This is a genomic window from Streptomyces sp. NPDC005863, from assembly GCF_042871345.1.
Classification (GTDB): Bacteria; Actinomycetota; Actinomycetes; order Streptomycetales; family Streptomycetaceae; genus Streptomyces.
Genome location: NZ_JBIAII010000018.1, coordinates 1 through 21901, shown reverse-complemented (window position 1 = coordinate 21901; position 21901 = coordinate 1). Strand labels below are relative to the sequence as shown.

General features: G+C 68.6%; 46 protein-coding genes. 40 read left to right on the top strand and 6 right to left on the bottom strand.

The window, feature by feature from the left end:
* From ACFYO9_RS37525 to ACFYO9_RS37445, 17 genes are all read left to right on the top strand, one after another.
* On the top strand, positions 1-279 hold the full coding sequence (locus ACFYO9_RS37525) for a helix-turn-helix domain-containing protein (protein WP_388667210.1): 279 nt from the start codon (positions 1-3) through the stop codon (positions 277-279).
* Positions 279-809: an AAA family ATPase gene (locus ACFYO9_RS37520; RefSeq protein ID WP_388667208.1), complete on the top strand. Its 531-nt coding sequence runs from the start codon at positions 279-281 to the stop codon at positions 807-809. The genes ACFYO9_RS37525 and ACFYO9_RS37520 overlap by 1 nt, the downstream gene beginning before the upstream one ends.
* Positions 810-993: 184 nt before the next feature.
* On the top strand, positions 994-1224 hold the full coding sequence (locus ACFYO9_RS37515) for a hypothetical protein (protein ID WP_388667205.1): 231 nt from the start codon (positions 994-996) through the stop codon (positions 1222-1224).
* Complete coding sequence (locus tag ACFYO9_RS37510; RefSeq protein ID WP_388667202.1) at positions 1221-1436, top strand: hypothetical protein; 216 nt, start codon at positions 1221-1223, stop codon at positions 1434-1436. Before ACFYO9_RS37515 ends, ACFYO9_RS37510 begins: the two co-directional genes overlap by 4 nt.
* 28 nt (positions 1437-1464) lie before the next feature.
* Entirely contained in the window at positions 1465-1692 is a 228-nt protein-coding gene (locus ACFYO9_RS37505; protein ID WP_388667200.1) for a hypothetical protein, read from the top strand.
* Positions 1693-1769: 77 nt separating this feature from the next.
* Complete coding sequence (locus ACFYO9_RS37500) at positions 1770-2357, top strand: hypothetical protein (RefSeq protein ID WP_388667197.1); 588 nt, start codon at positions 1770-1772, stop codon at positions 2355-2357.
* A gap of 89 nt (positions 2358-2446) precedes the next feature.
* Positions 2447-2647 (top strand): hypothetical protein, encoded by a 201-nt coding sequence (locus ACFYO9_RS37495; protein ID WP_388667195.1) that lies wholly within the window; start codon positions 2447-2449, stop codon positions 2645-2647.
* A 21-nt stretch (positions 2648-2668) separates the two neighbouring features.
* A complete protein-coding gene (locus ACFYO9_RS37490; RefSeq protein ID WP_388667192.1) occupies positions 2669-2989 on the top strand; it encodes a MazG-like family protein in 321 nt (106 codons plus the stop codon).
* Entirely contained in the window at positions 2989-3909 is a 921-nt protein-coding gene (locus tag ACFYO9_RS37485) for a hypothetical protein (protein WP_388667189.1), read from the top strand. Before ACFYO9_RS37490 ends, ACFYO9_RS37485 begins: the two co-directional genes overlap by 1 nt.
* A gap of 55 nt (positions 3910-3964) precedes the next feature.
* Positions 3965-4339, top strand: coding sequence for a helix-turn-helix domain-containing protein (locus ACFYO9_RS37480; protein WP_388667186.1), 375 nt, complete (start codon positions 3965-3967; stop codon positions 4337-4339).
* Positions 4336-4767, top strand: a complete 432-nt coding sequence (locus ACFYO9_RS37475) for a hypothetical protein (protein WP_388667184.1) — start codon at positions 4336-4338, stop codon at positions 4765-4767. Before ACFYO9_RS37480 ends, ACFYO9_RS37475 begins: the two co-directional genes overlap by 4 nt.
* Positions 4768-4792: 25 nt before the next feature.
* Positions 4793-5083, top strand: a complete 291-nt coding sequence (locus ACFYO9_RS37470) for a hypothetical protein (protein ID WP_388667181.1) — start codon at positions 4793-4795, stop codon at positions 5081-5083.
* Positions 5080-5271, top strand: coding sequence for a hypothetical protein (locus tag ACFYO9_RS37465; protein ID WP_388667179.1), 192 nt, complete (start codon positions 5080-5082; stop codon positions 5269-5271). Before ACFYO9_RS37470 ends, ACFYO9_RS37465 begins: the two co-directional genes overlap by 4 nt.
* Positions 5268-5426: a hypothetical protein gene (locus tag ACFYO9_RS37460; protein ID WP_388667176.1), complete on the top strand. Its 159-nt coding sequence runs from the start codon at positions 5268-5270 to the stop codon at positions 5424-5426. Before ACFYO9_RS37465 ends, ACFYO9_RS37460 begins: the two co-directional genes overlap by 4 nt.
* Positions 5423-5911 carry a LuxR C-terminal-related transcriptional regulator gene (locus tag ACFYO9_RS37455; protein ID WP_388667173.1) on the top strand — a complete coding sequence of 163 codons (489 nt, stop codon included), beginning with the start codon at positions 5423-5425 and terminating at the stop codon, positions 5909-5911. The genes ACFYO9_RS37460 and ACFYO9_RS37455 overlap by 4 nt, the downstream gene beginning before the upstream one ends.
* A complete protein-coding gene (locus ACFYO9_RS37450) occupies positions 5908-6111 on the top strand; it encodes a hypothetical protein (protein WP_388667170.1) in 204 nt (67 codons plus the stop codon). The genes ACFYO9_RS37455 and ACFYO9_RS37450 overlap by 4 nt, the downstream gene beginning before the upstream one ends.
* Before the next feature lie 156 nt (positions 6112-6267).
* Complete coding sequence (locus ACFYO9_RS37445) at positions 6268-6609, top strand: hypothetical protein (protein ID WP_388667168.1); 342 nt, start codon at positions 6268-6270, stop codon at positions 6607-6609.
* Here the strand turns inward: ACFYO9_RS37445 and ACFYO9_RS37440 are convergent, their stop codons facing one another.
* Positions 6610-6846 carry a hypothetical protein gene (locus ACFYO9_RS37440; protein WP_388667166.1) on the bottom strand — a complete coding sequence of 79 codons (237 nt, stop codon included), beginning with the start codon at positions 6844-6846 and terminating at the stop codon, positions 6610-6612. It lies immediately after the preceding gene.
* 118 nt (positions 6847-6964) lie between these two features.
* On the opposite strand from ACFYO9_RS37440, the gene ACFYO9_RS37435 reads away from it, so the two are divergent.
* The 3 genes from ACFYO9_RS37435 to ACFYO9_RS37425 are packed head-to-tail and all read left to right on the top strand — an operon-like array spanning position 6965 to position 7869.
* The gene (locus ACFYO9_RS37435) at positions 6965-7249 is read left to right on the top strand and encodes a hypothetical protein (RefSeq protein ID WP_388667163.1); all 285 of its coding nucleotides are present in this window, start codon (positions 6965-6967) and stop codon (positions 7247-7249) included.
* An 18-nt stretch (positions 7250-7267) separates the two neighbouring features.
* Positions 7268-7510 (top strand): hypothetical protein, encoded by a 243-nt coding sequence (locus tag ACFYO9_RS37430; protein ID WP_388667160.1) that lies wholly within the window; start codon positions 7268-7270, stop codon positions 7508-7510.
* 29 nt (positions 7511-7539) lie between these two features.
* Positions 7540-7869, top strand: coding sequence for a hypothetical protein (locus ACFYO9_RS37425; RefSeq protein ID WP_388667158.1), 330 nt, complete (start codon positions 7540-7542; stop codon positions 7867-7869).
* Between the two features lie 93 nt (positions 7870-7962).
* On the opposite strand, the gene ACFYO9_RS37420 is transcribed toward ACFYO9_RS37425, so the two are convergent.
* The 4 genes from ACFYO9_RS37420 to ACFYO9_RS37405 form a co-directional block, all read right to left on the bottom strand.
* A complete protein-coding gene (locus ACFYO9_RS37420) occupies positions 7963-8262 on the bottom strand; it encodes a hypothetical protein (RefSeq protein ID WP_388667155.1) in 300 nt (99 codons plus the stop codon).
* Between the two features lie 342 nt (positions 8263-8604).
* The gene (locus ACFYO9_RS37415; RefSeq protein ID WP_388667152.1) at positions 8605-9066 is read right to left on the bottom strand and encodes a GIY-YIG nuclease family protein; all 462 of its coding nucleotides are present in this window, start codon (positions 9064-9066) and stop codon (positions 8605-8607) included.
* A 137-nt stretch (positions 9067-9203) separates the two neighbouring features.
* The gene (locus ACFYO9_RS37410) at positions 9204-9965 is read right to left on the bottom strand and encodes a GntR family transcriptional regulator (protein ID WP_388667149.1); all 762 of its coding nucleotides are present in this window, start codon (positions 9963-9965) and stop codon (positions 9204-9206) included.
* Between the two features lies 1 nt (position 9966).
* On the bottom strand, positions 9967-10503 hold the full coding sequence (locus tag ACFYO9_RS37405) for a UTRA domain-containing protein (RefSeq protein ID WP_388667146.1): 537 nt from the start codon (positions 10501-10503) through the stop codon (positions 9967-9969).
* A gap of 213 nt (positions 10504-10716) precedes the next feature.
* Here ACFYO9_RS37405 and ACFYO9_RS37400 point away from each other — a divergent pair, with 213 nt between their 5' ends.
* From ACFYO9_RS37400 to ACFYO9_RS37305, 20 genes are all read left to right on the top strand, one after another.
* A complete protein-coding gene (locus ACFYO9_RS37400; protein WP_388667143.1) occupies positions 10717-10902 on the top strand; it encodes a helix-turn-helix domain-containing protein in 186 nt (61 codons plus the stop codon).
* Positions 10902-11135, top strand: a complete 234-nt coding sequence (locus tag ACFYO9_RS37395; RefSeq protein ID WP_388667323.1) for a hypothetical protein — start codon at positions 10902-10904, stop codon at positions 11133-11135. The genes ACFYO9_RS37400 and ACFYO9_RS37395 overlap by 1 nt, the downstream gene beginning before the upstream one ends.
* Positions 11132-11395 carry a hypothetical protein gene (locus tag ACFYO9_RS37390; protein WP_388667140.1) on the top strand — a complete coding sequence of 88 codons (264 nt, stop codon included), beginning with the start codon at positions 11132-11134 and terminating at the stop codon, positions 11393-11395. The genes ACFYO9_RS37395 and ACFYO9_RS37390 overlap by 4 nt, the downstream gene beginning before the upstream one ends.
* Before the next feature lie 182 nt (positions 11396-11577).
* Positions 11578-11751: a hypothetical protein gene (locus tag ACFYO9_RS37385; protein ID WP_388667137.1), complete on the top strand. Its 174-nt coding sequence runs from the start codon at positions 11578-11580 to the stop codon at positions 11749-11751.
* A 91-nt stretch (positions 11752-11842) separates the two neighbouring features.
* The gene (locus tag ACFYO9_RS37380) at positions 11843-12622 is read left to right on the top strand and encodes a hypothetical protein (RefSeq protein WP_388667134.1); all 780 of its coding nucleotides are present in this window, start codon (positions 11843-11845) and stop codon (positions 12620-12622) included.
* Positions 12623-12656: 34 nt separating this feature from the next.
* Complete coding sequence (locus tag ACFYO9_RS37375; RefSeq protein WP_388667131.1) at positions 12657-12956, top strand: hypothetical protein; 300 nt, start codon at positions 12657-12659, stop codon at positions 12954-12956.
* On the top strand, positions 12956-13546 hold the full coding sequence (locus ACFYO9_RS37370) for a nucleoside 2-deoxyribosyltransferase domain-containing protein (protein ID WP_388667319.1): 591 nt from the start codon (positions 12956-12958) through the stop codon (positions 13544-13546). The genes ACFYO9_RS37375 and ACFYO9_RS37370 overlap by 1 nt, the downstream gene beginning before the upstream one ends.
* A 100-nt stretch (positions 13547-13646) precedes the next feature.
* Positions 13647-13835 (top strand): hypothetical protein, encoded by a 189-nt coding sequence (locus tag ACFYO9_RS37365; RefSeq protein WP_388667129.1) that lies wholly within the window; start codon positions 13647-13649, stop codon positions 13833-13835.
* A 98-nt stretch (positions 13836-13933) separates the two neighbouring features.
* Positions 13934-14146, top strand: a complete 213-nt coding sequence (locus ACFYO9_RS37360) for a hypothetical protein (protein WP_388667126.1) — start codon at positions 13934-13936, stop codon at positions 14144-14146.
* Positions 14147-14278: 132 nt separating this feature from the next.
* Positions 14279-14689 carry a hypothetical protein gene (locus ACFYO9_RS37355; RefSeq protein WP_388667124.1) on the top strand — a complete coding sequence of 137 codons (411 nt, stop codon included), beginning with the start codon at positions 14279-14281 and terminating at the stop codon, positions 14687-14689.
* A 130-nt stretch (positions 14690-14819) separates the two neighbouring features.
* Positions 14820-14993 carry a hypothetical protein gene (locus ACFYO9_RS37350; protein WP_388667121.1) on the top strand — a complete coding sequence of 58 codons (174 nt, stop codon included), beginning with the start codon at positions 14820-14822 and terminating at the stop codon, positions 14991-14993.
* 77 nt (positions 14994-15070) lie between these two features.
* The gene (locus ACFYO9_RS37345; RefSeq protein WP_388667119.1) at positions 15071-16387 is read left to right on the top strand and encodes a hypothetical protein; all 1317 of its coding nucleotides are present in this window, start codon (positions 15071-15073) and stop codon (positions 16385-16387) included.
* A gap of 23 nt (positions 16388-16410) precedes the next feature.
* Positions 16411-17004, top strand: coding sequence for a hypothetical protein (locus tag ACFYO9_RS37340; RefSeq protein ID WP_388667116.1), 594 nt, complete (start codon positions 16411-16413; stop codon positions 17002-17004).
* Positions 17005-17064: 60 nt separating this feature from the next.
* The gene (locus tag ACFYO9_RS37335; protein ID WP_388667112.1) at positions 17065-19269 is read left to right on the top strand and encodes a hypothetical protein; all 2205 of its coding nucleotides are present in this window, start codon (positions 17065-17067) and stop codon (positions 19267-19269) included.
* 186 nt (positions 19270-19455) lie between these two features.
* Entirely contained in the window at positions 19456-19866 is a 411-nt protein-coding gene (locus ACFYO9_RS37330; protein ID WP_388667109.1) for a hypothetical protein, read from the top strand.
* Positions 19867-19883: 17 nt separating this feature from the next.
* Positions 19884-20075 (top strand): hypothetical protein, encoded by a 192-nt coding sequence (locus tag ACFYO9_RS37325; RefSeq protein WP_388667107.1) that lies wholly within the window; start codon positions 19884-19886, stop codon positions 20073-20075.
* 5 nt (positions 20076-20080) lie between these two features.
* Positions 20081-20326, top strand: coding sequence for a hypothetical protein (locus tag ACFYO9_RS37320; protein ID WP_388667104.1), 246 nt, complete (start codon positions 20081-20083; stop codon positions 20324-20326).
* Positions 20327-20414: 88 nt separating this feature from the next.
* Positions 20415-20939 carry a hypothetical protein gene (locus ACFYO9_RS37315; RefSeq protein ID WP_388667101.1) on the top strand — a complete coding sequence of 175 codons (525 nt, stop codon included), beginning with the start codon at positions 20415-20417 and terminating at the stop codon, positions 20937-20939.
* A 20-nt stretch (positions 20940-20959) separates the two neighbouring features.
* Positions 20960-21259: a hypothetical protein gene (locus tag ACFYO9_RS37310; protein ID WP_388667098.1), complete on the top strand. Its 300-nt coding sequence runs from the start codon at positions 20960-20962 to the stop codon at positions 21257-21259.
* 2 nt (positions 21260-21261) lie between these two features.
* Positions 21262-21474 carry a hypothetical protein gene (locus ACFYO9_RS37305; protein ID WP_388667096.1) on the top strand — a complete coding sequence of 71 codons (213 nt, stop codon included), beginning with the start codon at positions 21262-21264 and terminating at the stop codon, positions 21472-21474.
* A gap of 7 nt (positions 21475-21481) precedes the next feature.
* Here ACFYO9_RS37305 and ACFYO9_RS37300 read toward each other — a convergent pair whose 3' ends face one another.
* Positions 21482-21676 (bottom strand): hypothetical protein, encoded by a 195-nt coding sequence (locus tag ACFYO9_RS37300; RefSeq protein ID WP_388667093.1) that lies wholly within the window; start codon positions 21674-21676, stop codon positions 21482-21484.
* Positions 21677-21901 lie beyond the last annotated feature (225 nt).

Sequence of the window (21901 nt, the reverse complement as noted above, 5' to 3'; positions counted from 1 at the left end):
ATGAAGATCCGCGCCGACATCGCCGCCCTGATCCGTCAGGGGCACACCAACGCCTCGATCGCCCGCCGGGTGCACTGCGACGCGAACACCGTCGCCCGAGCCCGCGCCGCCCTCCGCCTGCCGCCCGCCGACATGCTGGGCCGCCTGTACGCCGAAGCCGTCCCCACCGGCCGCGTCGAGCGCTACAAGCCGCCCGCGGACCGCATGCCGCTCTCGCCGGCCCGGCAGGCAGCCAACCGGGCCGAGTTGCTCGCCGCGCTGCGGGGCGAGGCCGCCTGATGCCGCATCCCGATTCCCGCCCCGTCTTGCACCTGATGCAGGGCCTGCCGGCGGCCGGGAAGACCACCCTGGCCCGCAAGTTGATGGCTAACGCCGACCGTCCGGTCCGGTACGTGGGCTTGGACAGCCTGCGCCTGATGCTCGACGGGCAGACGCCGACGGCGTGGTGGGACGTGGGCGTCGAGGAGTCCACGGCCCGCGCCCAGGCCGCGCTGGTGGCCACGCTGCTGGCAGACGGTTGCGACGTGCTGGTGGATGGCACACACGTCTCGCCGGCCCAGGTCGCGCCGCTGCGGCAGGCGGTGGCGGGGCTGCGGTTCACGGTCCGCGTGCACGTGCTGCCGACGCCGGTGGATGTGTGTGTCGCCCGGGATGCCGGGCGTCCGCATCCGATCGGTGCGGCGTGTATCCGGCGGCTCGCGGCGGAGCGGGATGTGGCGGACGGGTCGGGGTGGCGGCTGACGGGGGAGTGGCTCGGCATGACTTCACGGCCTCTCGTGGCCCCTCAGCCCGCCTCTAGCGCGATTTAGACCCCTCAGGGCCTCCCGGCCGCCCCCAGGCCCGCAGACGGCCGTACAGCAGATCCGGGTCAACTCAGCCCGGCTACTGATCGGTTAAGTCCCTGACGGCCTCGACCCCCCGCCCTCGACACTCACCCGCGCCCACCCGTCAAAGGCCGCCCACGGCCGCATAGCCCGCCGATTTGAGGCATGAATGCCCGACACCCAAGACCCCTGGAAGCCCACTCGGCCCATTCCTGTCCACCGGCGGACCGGATCCGGCGCCCTCAGCCCGGAGCAACTCGCCCTCGCCGACGACCTCCACACCCGAGCCCTCGCCCTGCGCGCCGCCTCCGACGGAGACCTGTCGATACGCGAAGCCGTCCACCTCGCCGCCGTCCAACTCGGCCTCGAAACACCACACCCCGATGGAGAAGGCCAGTGACCACCACCGCGCTCCCGCAGCCGCTCATCACCCCGAGGTCCGACCCGAACGACGACGTCACACACCTGTGGTGCTGCGACCCGAACCTCGCCATGTGCGGTGAGGACGTCAGTGACAGCCCGGAGGTCGACGACGGCGTCGGCCAGGACTGCGTCGTCTGCGTGGACCTGTCCGGGACGACCTTCTGCGACTGCCCCCACCCCGCCCCGTGATCCCCAACCCGACCCGAAGGAGCAGCACATGACCCGCTTCAGTCCGACCGATCTGAGCCCCGAAGCGAAGGCTTCCCGCAGCGTCCCGAACAACCCGAACCCGCTGTGCCGGGACTTCCAGCCGAAGGCGGAGCCGTCCGGGTTCTGGTGCGTCAACTGCAACTGGAACCGGCCGATGCACGACGACGAGCGGACCCGTCAGGCGATCGCCGCCGAGCTCGACCGTCTGCCCGCTGGTGGAACCCCCACCCCGTGACCGAACGCACGCAGCGCCCGGCTCGTATCCGGGCGCTGCGGCAACCGCCACCCTCCCAGACCGCAACGGAGATGACCATGACCACTGACCCGACCGCCGCCGTCGAGGTGTGGGCGCGCATGCTGTGCGCCGCTGACGCTCACGTGAACGACGGCGACCACATCGCCTGGCAGCAGCTGCCTCGCCTGATGCAGGACGACTACCGCAAGGCTGCGCGGTGGCTGATGCCGCGGCTCGCCGTCGCCCACCCCGCCGCCCCGTCTGCGCCCACCGCCACCGACCTCCGTGACCGCATCCGCCGCGCCATCTGTGAAGCAGACGGCTTCGAATGGGACGACGACGGCTTGGAGCCCGACGAGTACGGCGAGCACGCCGATGCCGTCCTGGCCGTCCTCCCCGTGCCCGCCGACCGGGCCGCCGTGCTGCGCGAGGCCGCCGACGTCCTCGATACCCTCTCTGCCGACGCAACCAGCTTCGACAAGGCCGAGCACACGTACAAGGGCGGTGCCGCAGCCGAGAAGCTCCGCCGCATGGCCGACGAAGGGCACCAGGCCGAACGCTGCACGTGCACGGACGCTGGCCCCGAGTTCGCCCCCACTGGGCACTACGCCGACTGCCCGCATGCCGGTAAGGCGCGGCAGGCCGACACGGCGGGGGAGGCGTGATGGCGCTCTGCCGAGACTGCCACCGGATCATCCCCTGCCACTGCCACCTCAACGCACCCGCCCAAGTCCGACACGGCGAGGGAGAGCCGGTGCCCGCCGAGACGCCCGAGCCTGCCGACGGGCAGATCTGGCAGGACACCGACCCGCGCAGCAGCGGCCGCAAGGTCCGCATCGTCGAGATCGGCGAGACGCACGCCACCGTCCACGACGGCAAGCGGCAGTCCCGTATCCGACTCGACCGCTTCCGGCCCACCAGCACCGGCTACCGGTACATCGGCTCCGGCAACTAGCCCGCCACCAGGAGGAATCCCATGCTCAACACCGAACAGTGGACAACGATCAAGCGGCTCGTCGCCTGGCTCGACCAGCACAACGGGCGCAGCGACGCTGAGGTCAGCCTGCGAATCTTGAAGCTCACAGAGGAGGCAGGTGAAGTCGCACAAGCCTGGATCGGCGTCCAGGGCCAGAACCCGCGCAAGGGCATCACCCACGCCCACCCTGACGTCCAGGACGAACTGTGCGACGTCATCGTCACGGCCGCCGTGGCGCTCGCTTCCATCGTCGGCAACCCGGACTACGTCCTCGGCCAGAAGCTCGCCAAGATCGAAGCCCGGTCGCAGGCGGTGGCCTGATGCCGCGCCACATCCGGGCCCGCGACGTCGACGCCGTCCTTGAGTCCTACCCGCACTCCGAGTGGTCCGGCGACGACTGGATCCCCGGCTGGCGCACCACGCAGGACGGCCGACGCCAGGTCAACGTCTTCCACGCCGGGCCCGGGGAACAGGACAGCCTCGAGCAGACCGCCTCGAACTCCAAGCCGCCGGCTACTGCGTTGTCCCCGACCAGCAGCCAGGCGGCGGACGACGCCGACTCCACATCACCCGCACCTGACCAGGAGAACTCCATGACCACGTCACCGCCCCACAGCGAGTACATCGACGCCGTCGTCAAAGCCTGCACCCAGCAGGAGATCCCGCCATCCAACATGTGGATCGAGGACGACAGCCTGGACCGCTACCGCGACGACGAGCACTCCGGCGTCGCATGCATGCTCACCGCCATTCTCGAATGGGACGCCGACCACCCTGCCGTCGACACCCGCCTCCACCGGCACGGCATCACCCTCGTGTGGGAACACCCCGCACGGCACTGGCTGTGGGCGGCCCGGAAAGCGTCCGGCGCGCTCCTCCGCGACCCGGAGCCCCTGCCGGCGCTGCCCCTGTGGGCTGAGCCGCTCCTGCTGCCCCGTGTCGTTGAGTGCCTCGCCAAGGGCTACCGAGTGATGTTCGAACCGGCGCAGTTGTGGCCCGAGCATGTGGCCGCGCAGGCCGCAGTCGACGCATGGGAAGCCGCCGAGATCAGCGGCCAGCCCGTTCCGGTCCGACCTGCCCCGGACACGCGCATGATCTACCGGGCGAACCCCGAGGACCCGGGCGAGAAGGTTTTCGCACAACTGAGCGGCGATCTTCCCGAGGGTGCTGTGAGCGTCCTCTGCGAAGACGGCCGACTCATCACGGTGCCGGTACACCACCTCACTGACGCCACCAACTAGCCCCCTGGGGCGGTGGCTCTGGCCGCCGCCCCACCCCGAACCCGAGGAGACGCAGATGCCTGACCTTGCCGCCGCGAACGCGACCATCAACGGCCTGTACCTGGAAGTCGGCCAGCGGATGACCGCAGCCCGCAAGGCCCACGGCTACACCCAAGCCGACCTGGGACGCGCCGTCGGACTGTCCAGGTCATCGATCGCCAACATCGAATCTGCCGTCCAGCGCGCCCCGTTCCACACCCTCCTCGGCATCGCCCAGGCCCTCGGCGTCGACCCGGCCGGACTGCTCCTCAGCGACGACCCACCCCAAGTCGCGCCGCCAATGCCGTCGATCAACGTCAAGCTCCGCCGCAGACTCCTCGCTGCCCGCACCGAGATCGACACCCTCCTTGAAGCCATCCCCGACAACTACGACAAGGGAGACCAGTCATGAGTCGCCGCTTCCACCTCCAGCGCGATCACGACGTGACCGGCGTTTCCGGGACGGGCCGCGTCGCCGAGGGCACCCTCTGGTCCGACGGCACCGCCTCCGTCCGGTGGCTGGGCGACCGGCCGTCCACCGTCGCCTGGGACAACATCGCCGACGCCGAACACGTCCACGGACACGGCGGGCACACCCACATCGTCTGGGACGACCCCGAGCCCGCCGACTGGGACAACGCCGACATGACCTGCCCGCACTGCCCCGACGGACACACCCCGCCCACGGGCGGCTCCCAGCCCTGGAGCGCTTACCTGAGCCCCGCGCATGACGGCGACGGCCAGCCCATGCAGATCACGGTTGCCCGCTCCGGAGGCGCCCACGTAGCCGAGTCCGACGCGGAATGGGTCCGCGACACCCTCAATCGCCCCCAGCGGTAACTCGACCGAGCCTTAGGAGGCACACGTGCCCACCCGATACCGACGCCGTCCCACCCCCGTCCTGGCCGTGCAGTGGACCGGAGTCAACGAGGCCGAGCTGCGCAAGTTCGCCGGATTCCGGTTCGCGCTCATCGACGACAACGAGGAAATCGAGGTCGACGACATTGACGCCACGGCGCGGCTGCTGGATGAGACGCGAGGCGACTGGATGCCGCTCGTACCCGGCGACTGGGTGGTCCGATGCCGGGGCCGATACACCGCCGTGAGGACCGCCGACTTCGCCAAGGACTACGAGCTCGATGAGGAGCAGCCGTGACATCCCCGCGCCCCGCCGCCGCGACCGCGAAGCCGTCCCGCCGTCCGCAGGCCCGCAAGTACGTCAACCAGGCCGCCGGCGAACTCCTCGCCCGCTGCTTCCCCGGCCTCGTCCCCGCCCGCGTCATCGAAGAAGCGCTCCGGGAGAAAGCCCAGCGCGAAGGACGGCTCGCGAGGAGGCGGACGTGACCGTCACCTGGTCCGAACCCTGCGACCTATCCGACACCGACCTCCTCGACACCCCCGACCCCGCCCAGCCGCCATCCGACATACGCCAGCAAGGCATCACCGCCGCCCGCTGGAAGACGACCGAGACCATCGACGTGACCGGGGAGTGGCTATGACACCCCCACCGCGGCTCACCAGCCACGAGCGCACCGTCCTCCAGTACGTCGCCGACGGCTACGCACACAAAGAGATAGCCGAAGAACTCGCCGTCACCCGCAGAGCCGTGACCGCCACAGTCACCCGCGCCATGGAGAAGATCGGCGCCCTGAACTCACCACACGCTGTACTCCTCGGCTGCCGGCTCGGCCTCATCGACGGACGACCCCGCCACCCCACACCAGAACCACGTCAGCGTGGCCCGGTACGCCAGCCGCTGACCCCCCGCCAGATCGACGTCCTCACCGCAGCCGACGGCGCCAAGACTCTCACCGAAATCGCCGGACGGCTCGGCACCACCCGCCACCAAGTCGCCTCCCGCCTGTCCGAGGCGTACATCCGCCTCGACATCGACTGGATGCCCCGCGCCGACCGCCGCCACGCCGCAATCCGCATCGCCCGCAAACGCGGACTCATCCCCGCCGCGGCTAAGGACTCCGCGTGACCGACACCCCCACGCCCCGCCAGAAGCCGCCAGGAGCCGTCGTGAGCGCCCCGCAGGGCTCTGGAGGTCCCGGGGTCACCCCGGAGTGCCCGCAGGGGCTCCAGGGGGCCGTACAGGGCTTCGGGGGGCATGACGGGCCGACGGTCGCCGAGTTGGCCGCGAACGACCGCAACTGGGATCTCCAGAAGAACGGCGAGTAGCCGCACCACCGCCCCGCCCGCACCGTCAGCAAGGAGCACGCCGATGAACGCCGACGCCGCCATCGACGGACGCGCCATCGAACAGACCCGCACCTCGCACGAGTGGAATTGTCCGCACTCCGCATAGCCGGCCCGGCAACAGCGAAGGATCACCGCATGCCCATCATCGGCCCTGGCCACGACGACCCCGAATACGACGGCTACGACCCTGCCTGGAAGACGCAGGACACCCTCTTCCGGCGCTGGCTGGGCGAGAAACTGGCCGCGGTCGGCCTGGACCCGGACATAGCCACCATGTACGCCCCGGACAACCGCTACAACGGCCTTAGCCCCAGCACCATGGCGGACATCGCGCTGGTCACTGGGACCACTACGGAGGCTGTCCGTGCTGCGCACAAAGCCGACATCGCCGACTGGATGCGCGAACAGCAACTCCGCGACCACCCTGACCTCGCCGTCCTCGACGCTGACCTCGACCGCATCACACACCGCCACTGATCACCGCGCCTCATCTCGCGACGGCACCCTGGCAGCGAGCTCCGACAGCAGCCGCTCTGCCATCTCGCCATCCACCCGCTGGCCGGCCACCACCGCGGCCAGCACATCCATCACATCCTGCGCCTCCGACAGGGTGAGCACAGAGAGCAGCTCGTCGTCATTCATGACCCGCACAACCGAGGCCAGGAAGAGATGGTGACGGGTGTAGCGCCGCCTCTCCCGGACGCCGATCGGCACGACGATGAGGACACCCTCAGTGACACGACACGACCTGCGAGAACGCAAAGAACGGTATCGGAGCGGTATCACTCTCGGTACGCTCGACACGGAAAGGCCATCTCACCCGGAGGCAGCGATGAGCAGCGAGCCGTGGACCATCGAGTCCATCCGCGACGCCCTCGGCAACCCGACGCTCGCCCAGCGCTTCCTCGCCGAGATCAACAAGGCGCCCGCGCACGAACTCCTCGGTGTCTTCGCGAAATGGCAAGGCATCGCCCAGCGCACCCTCGACGCCGTCGAACGCGGGCGGGAAATCGCCGCCGCCGAAGCCCGCGGCGAAGCCCCTCCCGGCCGATGGATCGACGTCACCGACCGCGTCCTCGCCGAAGCTGCCCGAATCCGCTCACAGGGCGCCGCCTGACCTGACAGGCTGGAGCGCGTGTACCGGCTCCTCTGCGACGAGACGCTCCTAGCCGTCTGGGACTCCCTCCCCGACGACGCCAGCGCGCAACTCACCACCGCCCTCTCCGACGTGTGCCACGAGCCGTTCATCGAGACGGAGCCATGGGGCATCGACGACGGCATCAACCGCGTCCTCGTCCGCCCACTCGTCGCCGCGATCCTCGCCGTCAACGACGAAGCCCGCACCGTGCGGATCTACAACATCCAGCACCGCCACTGACACGCCCACGACCGAACAGGCGGAACCGCATGCCACTGGAGATCCGTCCCGTCGAGGACACCACCCACCACCTGTACGAAGAGGATGAACAGATCGGCCAGATCCGATGGGTCGGGCCGGTCGGCAGCCTCGGCGAAGACGGCTGGCGGATCGAGGAAGAAGCATGGGAAGTCGACGTCTGGAGCCTCACCGGCTCCGGCAAGACGTGGGGCGACAGCTGTACAACCCTCGAGGCAGCTCGTCGGCGGGCACACGAGATCTACGACGACTACCAGGCCGAGCGCCGCCGGGCCAACCAACCCGTCCCGGGTGGTGTGCAGGTCATCAGCAGCCCCATGGGTGGACAAAAGCGACGCTAGCCAAAACAGCTGTGTGCCCTCTTGCTAGATCACTCAGCAAGAGGGCACACGAATGACGAAGGGGCAGAGCACGTGAGCCCTACCCCCAACCAGTCACACGCCGGCAGACCGCGACACCACCATCGGCTCCGGCACCGGCGGACCACCCAGACCCAGCCCGTCCGACAACAGCATCCGAGCCACCGTGTCGCGCTCGAACCCGGAACGGCCGGTGGGCATCGACAGGATCCGCGAACCGTCCTTCAGCTCCACAAAGGCGCCGAAGAACCCGGCATCAGTGATCGACGAGGAGACCAGCTCCACGCCGTACTCCGACAGGAGCTCGGGCAGCGGAGTGTCGAGAAGCGGGTCAGGGGCGAGGGCCGCCACGGCGGCTTGCGCTAGAGTTGACATTAGTACGAGGCTCCTTATTGCACGAGGGACTCTTACTTGACTGGCGAGCAGCAACTCGCCGGTGGAACCGGCCGGGTGTTACCAGCACCCGGCCGTTCGCGTTCCTCGGAACCTATCTGACAGACAGGTCCCGGCCACTGATCTAGGTTGAGATTCGGCGGCAACTGTCAGGGTGTTCCTAGTACTTGGACAGTTACCGTCGTGAAAGTCCGCAGGTCGGGTGACCTTGCGCTTCCTGCGCGGCGCGACCGGACGCAAATTGCGTGGCGCAGATAACGGCACCCCGGAAGTGCCTCCAACATGGCCTGTAGTAGCGGGCGTATGGGTGCCCGTTCGGTCGTACTACTTCGGGCGGCGCAGGCTCGCGAGGAGATCAGCTCCCAAGAAGCGTTCTCGCTCCAGTGCCCCCTGTTCGAGGGCCTCGGCATATGGGAGGCCCTGTGCGATGAGCTCTTCCACCTTCCGTTCCATGGCCTTGCGGGCCTGCATGCCAAGGGATCGGCGGCGCCGACCTTCTGGCGAGACGGCCTTTGCGCTGGCGGCCAGCTTGTCCCGCCAGGCTTGCGTCTGGTGGAGGTTGTAGCGAGGGGACTCGGTAGAGATGGCTTCAGTCTCGGCCTGCTCCGCGGCCAGCCGGCTGTCGAGCCAGTCGATTTGAACCGCTTCGACGTCTAGCCACCATGGCTTGTCTATGCGGTGCGCGCGGAATCGAGCGTCGGGATTGATGCTTATGCCGACGTACAGCAAGTCGTCGGTGGCGTCGTAGAGGCGGTAGATCGCGGTGCGTGCGGTCCGATCGGGCATGCTACTCCTCACGGTGCGTGTGGCCTCGATCACTCCGTCACTGTAGGAGGATCGTTGAGAAGTCGGCAAGGTGTTGGACCACATCGAACGCGAAAGAGCCCCGTCGCTCAGGCGGCGGGGCTCGTTGTTGTTCCAGCTCAGAACTCGTATTCAAGCTCGTAAAGATGGCCAGCCTTGATCATGAACTCTGCTTGGATTGGGCGATCGTCCACGCTGTACGTCACCCGGAACTGGCGCAGTACCGGCAGCTTGGTAGGCATCTTCAACGCCTTCTGCTGCTCGGGAGTCGGCCATCGAGCGGCAACCTTGTCCACGCACCTCAAGGTCGGCAGACCTGCCTCCGCGAGGATTCGCCCGGCACCGCCCTTGATGCGCCGCTTCTCTGCGATCGGTGTGTCCCGGGCCACGTCAATCGGGAAGTAGACCTCCACCAACTCGCAAGGCTGATCGTCCAGGTGCAGCACTTGGCGGCGCAGGATGACGGTCTCCTCGGCGTCAAGCCCGAACGCTTCGCGCACGAGGTGCGGCGGTGCGACTTCCTCGACCGCCAGAAGCTCGGCCCGGCCGGCGGATCCCTTCCGCTCTGCAGCGGTGATCCACTGATACTTGCCCCCGTCCGTCGGGGGGTTCTTGTACTCGGCCGGTGTCATCGTCCTCTGGCGATGCTCTCTCGCGAAGATGCCAGCACCGCGGCGCGTGTAGACCAGCTCCTCGCGCTCCAGGATCTCCATCGCGTTCTTGATGGTCTGAGCGGCGGCCCCGAACTTCTCGTGCAGCTTGCGACTTGAGGGCAGCGCCTTGCCGGGCGGGAAGTCGCCGTTCAGAATTCCGTCGCGCAGGTAGGCAGCGATCTGATCCTGTACTGGCCAGACGGTCTCTTCTTCGGGCTTCTCAGTCATGTCAGTCGACCTCCATCGAGTAGTGGAGCCGCCCTATGCGGCCGGGGCTGACCATGACTGACACCTCGTAAGGCTGTTCGTCGAGGGTCGAGATCGTGCGGGTAAGAGTCAGAACCCATTCGCTGTTGCTGGCGAGTTGCAGGACTTCGGCTTCCTCCTTCGTAGGTGGCCGCGTCTGTACATCCTCGCTGACCGTTCCGGGTCGGTATCCGAGCTCAGCGAGGAGGGAGACGGCGCCGCCTCTGATCTTTATGGCTGTCGCCAGCTGTGTGCCCTCGGCGACGCTGGTCGGCCAGTACGAGTTGGCGTACTCGATCGGCTGGCCATCAAGCAGGATCAGCCGTTGCCGCGCGACGACGGTTGTACCTGGGGCGATTCGCATCGCCTCGGCGACAGCGAGAGGCGCAGGCTGCGAGCCCGCGCCGAGGATGCGCTGGGTTCCGGAGCGCCCTCTTGCGGCGGCTTCCTTGCCCCAGGCGTCACCACTGCCGCTCTCGATGTACGGCGTCGATGAGCCAACCCATCGGTCGTCTGTCACTCCAGCTCCTCTAGTGCGCGACATCTCTTGAGGCATCCATCAATTTCTCCACCATAAGCCCACGTCAAGTAGGGCTGCGGGGCTGTCGGGACCGACCGGCGCGAACGAGAGGGTTGATACCTCTCAAGAGACGTGGAACAGTCGTGTGTGTTACGCCCCCCGACTCCTGGATTGGAGAGCCCGATGCTGCCTTCGGCTCAAGTGCTGTTGACCGTGCGAGAGACCGCAGTCCTGCTGCGGGTCTCCAAGCAGACGGTCTACCGGTGGGCCGCTAGCGGAGATCTGCCGTCCATTCAGTACGGGCAGCCGCGGGCCGAAGGCGACACCAGGCGCGGGGGAGCGATCCGGATCCCGAAGGACGTCGTGATGGCGCTCCTTACTGCCGAGGAGGTGGCTTGATGGCCACGGCAACCCCCACCGCCCCCGCCTTGTCCCGGGCCGACGCCGCCGCGCATGAGGCTGCCTCGTTCGTCCGCCGTCGGATCCTGCACCGTGTCCCGGCGGGTAACCCGCGGGGCGTCTGGCCGGCGGAGGAGTTCGCCGCGGCTCGTCGTGCGGAGGGTGTTCTGGCGGAGGTCGTCATGGATCTCGCGTCGGACGCGTTCCTCGTGATCGTGAAGGTGGCGTCGTGATGGGCGTGCCGCGGTTCGGTCATGAGCATCAGGCCGGTATTGCGATCGGCCAGCTTCTCCACTCCGTTGATCCCGCCCCGGATGCCGCGCCGTTCATGCGGTTCCGGTTCGAGACGCCGTCGGGTGAGTGGTCCTGGGAGGGCCACGTCTCCGAGGCCGGTGCGGTGCTGGTCGCGGGTCTGCTGGAAGCGGAGGAGGACCGGCAGCGGTATCAGCGACCGCGTCTCGCCGTGGTCCGGCCGCTCCGCCTGGTCCGCTAACCCTCCCCCTGTTCGCCGCGGTGGCGGATGTCCACGGCTCCCCTCCACTCCGTCACCGCGGCTCCCACATCCGACGCCGTGCAGGCGCCCGACTCGCCCACCACGACGCGCACTACACACCCCGCGACGACATCGCCAAAGCCGTCTACGAACTCAACCCGATCTGACCAAGGAGACCCGCCATGCCCCGCTCCGAGCACCTCGCCGACATGACCACCGAAGGCCTCCGGGATGAGCGCGACGCCTGCCTGCTGCTCACCACCGACGCCTACGCGGGCAGCGAGCGCGTGAAGGAGTACCACGCCGACCTCGCCGACCGCGTCAGCGACGAAATCGACCGCCGCTCCACCCTCTGATCGCCGTGGGCGGCGGTGCTCGTAGCTCCCCTCCACCCGCCGCCCACGGCTCCACCTCCATCAAGTTCTTCCAGACCCGAGGAGAGATCACATGCTGGGTACGACGTTCCAGGTCACCGCCGACGAGCTGAAGGAAATCTTCAACGTCCGGCTCGCCCCCTACCTGCCCGCCCACCTCACCAAGGCCGAGCCCAACCCGTCCGGTTGGGGCAACACCTACACCTTCAAGCCCTTCACCGGCCGCGAGCCGAAGCCGGAGACGCCGCGCCGCTACTACGACGACCCCAAGCTCTGCTTCCGGCACCAGGACCGCGAGGCTGGCCGCCCGGAGGCAGACGAAGCCGAGTACGACCTCCGAGAGAAGGCCTGCCACTTCCTCGACCAGGTCTACGACCAGGCCCGCAGCGAGTGGCGGAACGCCCGGTACATCGCCGACCTGAAGACCGTCGTCAGCAACACCGGCGACCTGTTCAAGCAGCACGGGCAGGCCAAGACCGCCGTCGACGCCGCGTTCACCTACCTCCGCGACCCCAAGGCCGCCACGGAGTGGCCCGCCGCCGTCTCCCGCCTCATCGACACGCACAGCACCCTCATGGCTGCCGCCATCGCGTTCGACGAGCGCGCACGCCAGATCGCCGAGGTCCACGAGCAGCACCTGTACGAGGAGGCGCCCGGCTACGACGAGGCGCTGAAGGCCGCCGGCTACCCCCAGGCCCGTGACTGGCCGATCGCCTCGGTCCACGACTACGGCCGGAACTACCACGGCGAGTACGACCGCTACACGCTCTCCGGCCAGGCGCAGGCCCTGATCAAGGAGCAGGAAGAGCACGTCGCGAAGGTCGGCCGACTCACCGGAACCCCGACTGCCTGAACCCCTATCCCTGCGCCCCTGAGAGGACTCCCTCATGTCTGTTGACTTGTTTGACGCTGACCGTGCCGCCGCTTCCGCCGAGGTTCGGGCCGAGCGCGCCGCGACCACCACCCGTGACGTGTGGGCAGAGTTCGACCGGCAGGCGCCGGAGAACGCCCTGCCGCACGAGATCGCCGGCCGGTTCGCTGCGGCCCTCCGTGACGGCGATGACGATGCCCGTGTCCGGCTCGCCGTGCGGGCCCGGCAGCTGGACGAGCAGCAGCCGTTCGGGCCGCGACTCATGGACGAGATCCGGCGCATCGCCCGCGACCACGACGAGCCGGCGGTCGCGTGATGTCGGGCCTGTACTTCGAGGCGCCGGACTACTACCGGCCTCAGCCCGATGCTCCGCCGGCGGTGTTCCTGGCAGGCGGGATTACGGGGGTGGAGCGGTGGCACGACCACGCCGTCGAGGTGCTGCAGGCGGCTGGCCAGCCGCTGGTGGTGCTGAACCCGAACCGGCAGGACTTCCCCATCGGTGACCCGTCGGCGGGCTGGGAGCAAGTGAGTTGGGAGCAGCATCATCTGCATCTACCGGGTGTGGTAACGCTGTTCTGGTTCCCGGCGTCTGATCGTGCGGTGACGACGCAGCCGATCGCCATGTTCGAGCTCGGCCAGGCACTCGGTGAGGGGCGGCGCATCGTCGTCGGTGCGCATCCGGACTATCCGCGGCAGGCGGACGTGGACATGCTGTGCCGCCTCAACCGGCCCGGCCTGGTCGTCCTTTCCGACCTCGACGACGTGTTGCAGGCGGTCGTGGAGGAGTGCGGCAACGCTGAACGCCCGTTGCGGCCCGCAGCCTCCTCGTCCACGGTCATCACCGCTTTCACGGGCGTGGTCCACACAGGGCACGGCGACCAGACCGTCGTCCAGCACTTCGAGTAGCCGCCCCGGCCTCGGTCACGGTCTGCACGGACGTAGCCGCGAAGGCAAGCCGACGCGCTCAGGGCCCGTACAGGACGGGCCCGGCACCTAGGAGGACCACATGCGCAACCGCCACCTGATGACGAACCACTACTCGAAGGACGAGTACGTCGCGGAGATCGACCGCGACATCGAGGTCGCCCGGAAGGCGGCCAAGGAGTACGAGGACATCGGCCAGGAGGAGTCGGCCGTGACGATGCGGAACGCCGTCGACGAGTACCTGGATGAACGCTCGCGCTTCACCCGCTGACCGCCGCGCTGGCGGGTGACCGCGGGTCCCCTCTCGCCCGTCAGCGCGGCCCCGGCCCGGGGTGCGCACGACCACTTTCACGAGCTGAAAGGAACGCCATGTTCGGACGTAAGACCGCCGAGAAGCTCGACGATGCCGCCGCCGCCCTGTATCGGGCTGGCAAGAGGGTGGGGGGTGAGCGGGGCGGGCGAGTCGGTGATGCAGTCGCGTCGGCGACTCTCGACCTGGTCCGTGGCCGCATCGGCGTCGACTGCACCCGCTGCGCCCGCGGCACGTGCGAGGAGACCCAGCCGAGCCGTCCCGTCGATTAGGGGGCTCGCCGTGAAGCCTGAGGACTTCCACTGTGCTGGCTGCATGCAGCACTACCTGCTCCACAAGGGCGGACAGAACCTGCCCTGCACGTGGTGTGAGAGCCACGCCAAGACCGACGTCGACTGGTGGCGGTGATCGCCATGGCTTACCGCGGCACGCTCGCGACATCACTGTTCAACGACCGGCAGATCCGGGCCAAGGAGTACAGCCGCTGGCGCCAGTGCCACAGCGACTTCGCCCGCGGCAGGCGACGGGAGATCGTCGACCGCTACAAGGCGGAGATCGAACGGCGGGGCGCCCCGGAGCAGCCGATCTGGTTGGACGTCGACGACAAGTACGGCCACGTGTACGTCGGCGACGGACACCACCGGGCGGTCGCCCTGATGGAACTCGGTATAGGGGAGTTCGCCTTCCACTGGCGGCTGATCTCTAAGGGCGGCTGGTTCACCCAGCCTCCCCTCGAGTGTGTCCCGTTCCCGTACCACCTCCTCGGTCTCGACGGAGAGGCCGTCAGCCAACCCCCGAGAGGACAACACCGATGACCGACGAGCGGGACTGCTGGATCTGCGGAAGGCCGGGTGCCGAACCGGAGAGGACTCTCCTCGGCTTCAAGAAGCCGATCTGCCCTCCCGGCGCAGGCTGTTCCAGTCGCCAGAAGAAGAGGTGACCGGCATGCCGACCTGGATCTTCACCGTCACTTCCCGGACCGGCGCCAAGGTCAACCAGATCACCGGAGCTTCGTCGGACAGCATCGCCGTCTACGACGAGGACGACCTCGAGCAGCGCATCGCCGCTGCGAAGACCGACCCGCGGCAGTTGGACGTTCACGTCCAGAAGATCGCCTAAACACCCATCTAGCTCCCGAAAGGACACCGATCACCGTGACCGCCGCATCCGTCGAGAAGAAGGTCAACGGTCTTGCCGTGGCCTCGCCCGAGCCGCGGTTCGATCCGGTGGCGCTGGCCGAGGCGGAGGCGATCCGCACCCGAGCAGCTGCCGAAGCCGACGCCCTGCGCATCAAAGCCGAAGGCGACGCCGACGCCGCCCGCACCCTGGCTACCGAACAGGCCGAGAAGGACCGGCTCGCCAACGAGCGGGCCCGGATCGCCCTCGAGCGCAAGAAGGTCGACCACGACGCCTACGTGGCGAAGAAGGCTGCCGAGACCGCCAAGTCGCTTGCTGAGGAAGAGCAGGCACAGAAGGCGGAAGCCGGCGCGGCCGAGCGGGAGGCGCAGCTGCTCGCCGACCAGGCGCGCACCGAACGGTTCTGGAAGTGGAGCGCCCGCGGCATCTACCTCGTAGGTCTCGCCCTCGCCGGGCCCGTGCAGTTCATGCACTTCTGGGACCCCGAGCGGCCGTTCCTCATCGCCGCGCCCGCGCTCCTCGAAGGTTTCGCTCTTGCTTTCGCGTTCGGTGCGGCGTGGGCGGTCGCGCACCGCCGGAACGTCGGCCCGTACCGGGTGGGCATCATGCTCGGTGCGGTCATCGCCGCCGCCGTCAACCTGTACGGCGGCATGTCCGACCAGGCGATCGGCTTCAACGCCGGCCTCATCGGGGCCATCGCGTCCATTGGCGGCCCCATCGTCCTCATGATCTACGAGCGGGGTGTCGCGCAGAAGGCCGACGGAGAGCCCTCCCGGCGAGAGAAGCGGGCGGCCGAGAAGGAGGCCGCCGAGAAGGAGCGGGCGGAGGCGAAGGAGCGCTCCGCCAAGGCGGCTGCCGAGCAGAAGGCGGCAGCCGACAAGAAGGCTGCGGAGGAACGGGCCGAGGCCGAGCAGCAGCGTCGCGACGACGACCGGAAGGCTGCGCACCCGGCCGTGTGGGAGGTCGCCGATGCGATCCGTGCCGCCCGCGGTTCGCAGTACGTCACGGAGCAGATCTGGGCCGAAGCCTGGTACCGCGTCACCGGCTTCAAGCAGGTCGGTGTTGACCACGACATCGACGCGCTGACGCGTGCATCCGAAGCCCGCGCGAAGACCGCTGAGCAGGCGCCCGTATGGGGATCTTTCTCGCTGGTCGAATCCCAAATCAAGCGCCGCCCTAAGAAGGACCCGCAGCAGCCCGACGGACGCCGCAACAACGGGGGCACGCCGCCCGTTCGCCGGCCCGGCGACACCCCGTCCTACAGCCAGGGCGCCAAGCGGCAGGTCGGCTTTGAACATGCGGCCCGGAAAGCGCCGGAGACGGCTCTGGGACGGGCCACCGCCAACGCCAAGAACGCCCGACCGAACGTCGACTAACCCACCTCACTGGAGAGATCGTCATGAAGCAGACCATCCGCCGGATCGCCGTGTCGGGCAGTGCCGCGGTCGCCCTCCTCGGAGGCGCCGCCACCATCGGTGCCGCGACCGCGCCGCCCGCGTCCGCCACCACCATGCAGACCGTCATCGACGAGGCCACCGGAGCACCGGTGAAACTGCCCGGCGGCAAGACCACCTACGTCCGCGGCATGGACGCGGCCGCCTACCGGGCCAGCGACGAACACACCCGCACCATCACCCTCGCAGCCGCCGGGAAGGAAGACGACCCGGCCGATGAGATCGGCAGCGGCCTCACCCCCGACGGCGGGCAGGGCGCCCCCATCCAGAACCCCAACAACCAGGCGCCCGCCGGCCCCAACCAGCAGATCAACACTCAGGCAGGCGGCGGCACCATCGCCGTGAGCATCGTCGCCATCCTGATCCTCGGAATCCTGGTCTGGGTGAAGGTCAAGCACAGCGGCCTGAAGGCCATCGACGCCACCCTCGGAGTCCTGTTCGGGATCGCGCTGTCCGGCACGATCATCGGCTCCATGGGCTCCCAGATGACCAACTCCCTCGTCGGCTCGCTGGGCACCATGCTCGGCGGCATGGGCTGACCACACCACCGGCGGGGCGCGTACCTAGGCCCCGCCCCCGACACGGAAAGGATCAGACTGGTGGCCGCCGACGCGCCCGTAGAGCAGCAGCCCATGCCCGACCAACAGCCCACCCCGCCCCAGCCCAGCCGCGGCGAAAGGGTCAAGGCTGCCTTCAAGGAGCAGCGCGGTCACGCCGCCGCCCGCACCCGGGACTGGCTCGCCGGAGGCGACCTCGACCCCGTCGACCTCCTCCAGGCCGCCACCGAGAAGAAGCAGCGCAAGAGCAGCGACAAGATCGCCCAGCAGCAGCGGATCGTCGCCGAAGCCCACGGCCGTCTCGCCCACGCCAAGATGCGGGCCGAAGCCGAAGGCGCCCAGCCGGTGTCCGCAGCAACCCTGGCCCATCTCGGCGGCCGGGTTGCAGCCGAGGAGTCCAAGCTCGCCGCCATGCAGGCCATGCCCGTCATGCCGCCCACCGGCCGGGAGGTGACCCAGTACCGCCAGAGCAAGAAGGCCACGCGCGCAGCCGTACTCGCCGCGGGAGGCTTCGGTACCCTGCCCGCCCTCGGCACAGCGATCGAGCAGGCAGCCACCGGGCAGCCCATGATCCTCGCCGCCCTCGGTACCGCCGCCGGATACGGCTGGTACCTGGTCTCCCGCCCTTTCGTCGCCGGCCAGCATGCACCTGCCCCGACCATGGAGATGCAGCAGCTGGCTACCCCGACCGTGAACCTGTCGAAGCCTGAACCGCAGCCTGGAGTACGGGACTTCAACGCCCCGCCGCCGCCCGCTCTCACGGTTGAGGAACTCGAGGACGCGCTCCGCAACATCGGGAAGGTCAAGCAGACCGAAGAGATCAAGATCCTTGCCGTGCCGCAGAGGGACGGAGACGGCAACACCACCGTCGTCTTCGACCTTCCGCCACGCGTCACCGTCGCCGAACTCAAGAAGGATCTGCCCAGGCTCGCCGGGGCGCTAGGGCGGGATGCGTCCATGGTCGACGTCGAAAAGGCCGGCGCCGAGGTGCGCACCTCGCTGTGGATGACCGACCGGGATCCGTTCGAGGACACGCGCCCGTCACCGCTGCTGAGGGCACCCGCTCAGCTCGACGCGTTCAAGGACGGTGCGCCCGTCGCCTGGAACAAGCGGGGCGCCACCATCCGCCTGGCGATCAACAATCAGTCCTACGTCATCGCAGGCATGACCCGGTCCGGCAAGGGCGTCGGTGCCTCCAACCTCGTCGTCGGTACATCCTTCGACCCGAGGATCAACCTGCGGATCGTCGCGGGCAAGAACAACGGCGAGTGGGACCCCTACGCCAAGACGGGCGTCGCATCCACGTACTTCAAGCCCAGCCCGGACCGCCTGCTGGCCCTACTCAAGGCCCTCCTGGCCGACAAGGATCGGCGCGAGGCTGACCTGGGCAAGCTCGGCAAGTCCAAGCTCGTCGCGCCCGTCATCGAACAGATCGGCGGCATCGAGCTGCTGGCCATCGACGAACTCGCCACCTACACCCGGCCCGGCAAGCCCCTGCGGGACGAGATCCTCGAAGCGCTGATCGAATTGTCCGCGGTCGCTGCGGGTGCCGGGATCCTCATGGTGCTGATCACCCAGTACCCGGAGGTCGACGTCATCCCGCAGGCCCTCGCCATGAACTGCGGCGCCCGGTGGGCGATGCGCGTGGAGAACGCCACCCAGTCCAACGCGATCCTCGGTGCCGGGCAGGCCGGGGCTGGCCGGGACGCCTCCAAGTTCGACCCGCCGCGGCCGGGCTTCGGCTGGCTGGTCAACCCGTTCGCCGGAGTCACCGACCTCGCCCGGTCCTTCGATCTGGACGAGGACGACCGTGGCGAGATCACGCTGCTCCTGGAGAACGCGGCGAAGATCCGCGCGAAGGCGGGCCGGCTCGCCGGGCAGTGGGACGATCCGATCGAGAAGCACCTCCTCAACGCCACCGGGTTGTCGTCCGCTGCAGGCGGGCCCAAGCGGGACGGGGTGCCGGGCCGGAACGTGCTGCACCGCACGCCGGAGCAGCGCATACAGATTGAGGCACTGCGCGGCTGCCTGATCGCCATGAATGACCTCGGCCGGGACGTGGCGCAGACGGACGAAATGGCCAAGCTGATCGGCGGCGGCATGAACGAGGAGCGGCTCGGCGAGCTGCTGCGAGCCGGTGGCGCTGGCGGCTCGGTGAAGATCACGATTCCGCACAAGGAGGGCCGTGTGAACGGCTACCGGCGGGCTCAGATCGCTGACGCTCTCGACTTTCTAAATGGAGCCTAGGGGCGGCGTAATCGCCCGGTATCCACCCAGACGTCCCCCCGGACACCCCCCGGACGTTGATCTTGTCGCCCCGGACGTGACCCGGGTCGCGTCCACCCCCTGTCCGGGGGGACGTCTGGGTTGAAACCATCACATGTCCACCTGAGTAAAACGCATCAAATCAAACAAATTGGAATGGAGTTCGCAATGGCAGGCAAGACCTGGGAGCCCACCAAGAGGGGCGCCCGCGACCTCAACAAACACATCCGCAAGGGCACCGTTGTCTACACCGTCGCCGATGTGGCGACCAACCTCGCCCCCTACGAGGACGGGCAGCTCTACACCGCCCACACGTTCACTCACCGCAGTCCGGTCACCGGCAACTGGATGACCGGCCACCTCACCGCGCAGAGTCTCCTCGCCCAGTCCGGCACCGTCTACGAGCAGCCGCCCAGCGGACTCCGCAACGTCACCGCCCCCACCCCTCAGGTTGGTGCCCCGCTCGGCGACAACTACGAGGGCGTTCTCGACGAGGCAGAGCTGCGCGGGCTGGAGAAGCATGTCGCGCAGGGCAGCAACCCGTCCACGCGCCGCAAGCCCGGGATCTGGCGCGTCTGACCGATCAAGGAGACCTCATGCCCGACCTGAAGATCACCCATCAGTCTGTGCACGACTACATCGCCGCGAAGAAGCGCGGCGACCGCGCCACCACCGACCGCATCGTCCGCGAGGTCAACGCCCGCTTCGCCACCCGGAAGACCGATGGCACGGAGGCGGCCCAGCTGTTCCACGCGACTATGCACGTCACCTTCGGTGAAGGCGAGTGACCCTGATGGTCGACTACAGCGACCCGAACACCCTGCTCCCCGCTGGCACTTATACGTGGAGCGCCACCCTCACGCTTGGCCCCGCACGGCACGGATCGAACCCGGCACAGGACCGCACCGGCAGCTACAGCCCGCCACCCGGCGCCACCGTCGGCACCCTCCTCGACGGGATCCGCACCCTCCACGCGGAAGCGAACCAGATCCCCGCATCCGACGTGATCCTCGTGCGCTACTCCCTGCGCGAGAAATAGCTCAGCCGGGGCGCCCCTCCCAGCCTGGCAGCAGTCAGGGGCGCCCCTTCCACCCGCCACACGCGAACGTGCAGGAGGCACCACGAACATGACCACGCCCACCCTCGCCGCGGCAAGCCCGCCGAGGCAAGCCGCTGACCCGACGGAACTCGACCTCGACAGCCGGCTCGCCCTCACCGACGCCGGCATGACCGCCCGCCTCGCCCAGGCCGCCGTCGCCTTCGAGGTCAACACCGCCCACATCCCCACCGAACCCCCACCCGAACTCACCGGGCCACTGCCCTTTACTCCCACACTGCAGCCCACGCCCGACAGCACGCCGATCGTCGGCCTCCTCCAACGTGCCAGGCAGCGGCTCCAGCAAGACGGCTGGTGCCGCGATGCCCTCTACGACGAGAAGGGCGCCGTCTGCCCCATCCGCGCCATCCGCCTCGAAGCCCGCGGCAACCGCCGCCTAGCCGACGACGCGTGCGTACTGCTCCTCGAGGCCATCCAGCGCGACTTCACCTGGGCGCAAACCATCCCCAGTTGGAACGCCCGGCAGCCCGAGGCCGCCCCCGTACTCCTCGCCTTCGACCGGGCCGCCCAGCTCGCAGACACTCGCGGCCAGTAACCGACACAGAAGGGATCACCATGGGAATCAGCATCAGCGGAGTCTCCCGGACCCGCTCGGCACTCACTCTCAGCAACCTCGGCAACCAGCTCGCCCACGTCCTCACCGCCAGCGAATGGCGGGAGATCAGCTACCTGTTCGGCGGCCGTTTCGCTGACATCGCCAGCATCCCGCCCCGGGAAGCCTCGCGCATCGGCGACCTCCTCCACCAGGCCGCCGCCCACCGCCTGATGGGCGCCGAGTGGGGCACGCTCGCCCGAGAGATCGGCGACGCCGCCCGCCGGGCAGGCCACGGCGGCCAGCAGTGGACGTGGAGCTGACCATGGGAGAGATCCTCACGACCGAACCGGACCGCGGCAGCCAGATCTGCGGCTACCAGATCCAGGTCGGCAGTTGGCACAACAGCGGCCAGCAGTTCTGCGGCGAACGCAAGGTCACCGGCCTGTACTTCTGTCAGGAACACCACGACTGGGTCGCCCTCGACGAACCCGACGGAATCATCCGCATGGCACCCGGCAACGCCATCGGAAAGTGAAGCGCGACTACCTGTGCACGTCCAGGCCCCGACCGTCTCCGGTCGGGGTCTTCTGCGTGGGTGTAGCGCGGGCCATCCACCGGTTGTCCGACATCAGCCGCGGCAGCAGAGCCGGCTCTAGGTCGAGTTGGCGGCACAGGAGTTCGAGGGCCTGCTGGCACTCGCGCTCCGTGGACGCCTGCACCGCGAAACGCACCGACATGCGGACAGTGTGACGCGGGCAGTGGGGGAGCGGGGCGGGAACGGGTGGATCAGGTGCGGAGTGCGGTGGCTTGCGCGTCGAGGCGGGCGCGAAGCTCTGCGACCTGCTCCATGTCGGCCTGGACGTCCGGTGTCCGCGTACTCGTCTGAGTGCACCGCCGCGTACGAAGTTATGTGCACCAGTGCTCAGGCCACGTCGGTGTCCCGCTCGATGGCCTGGAGGCGG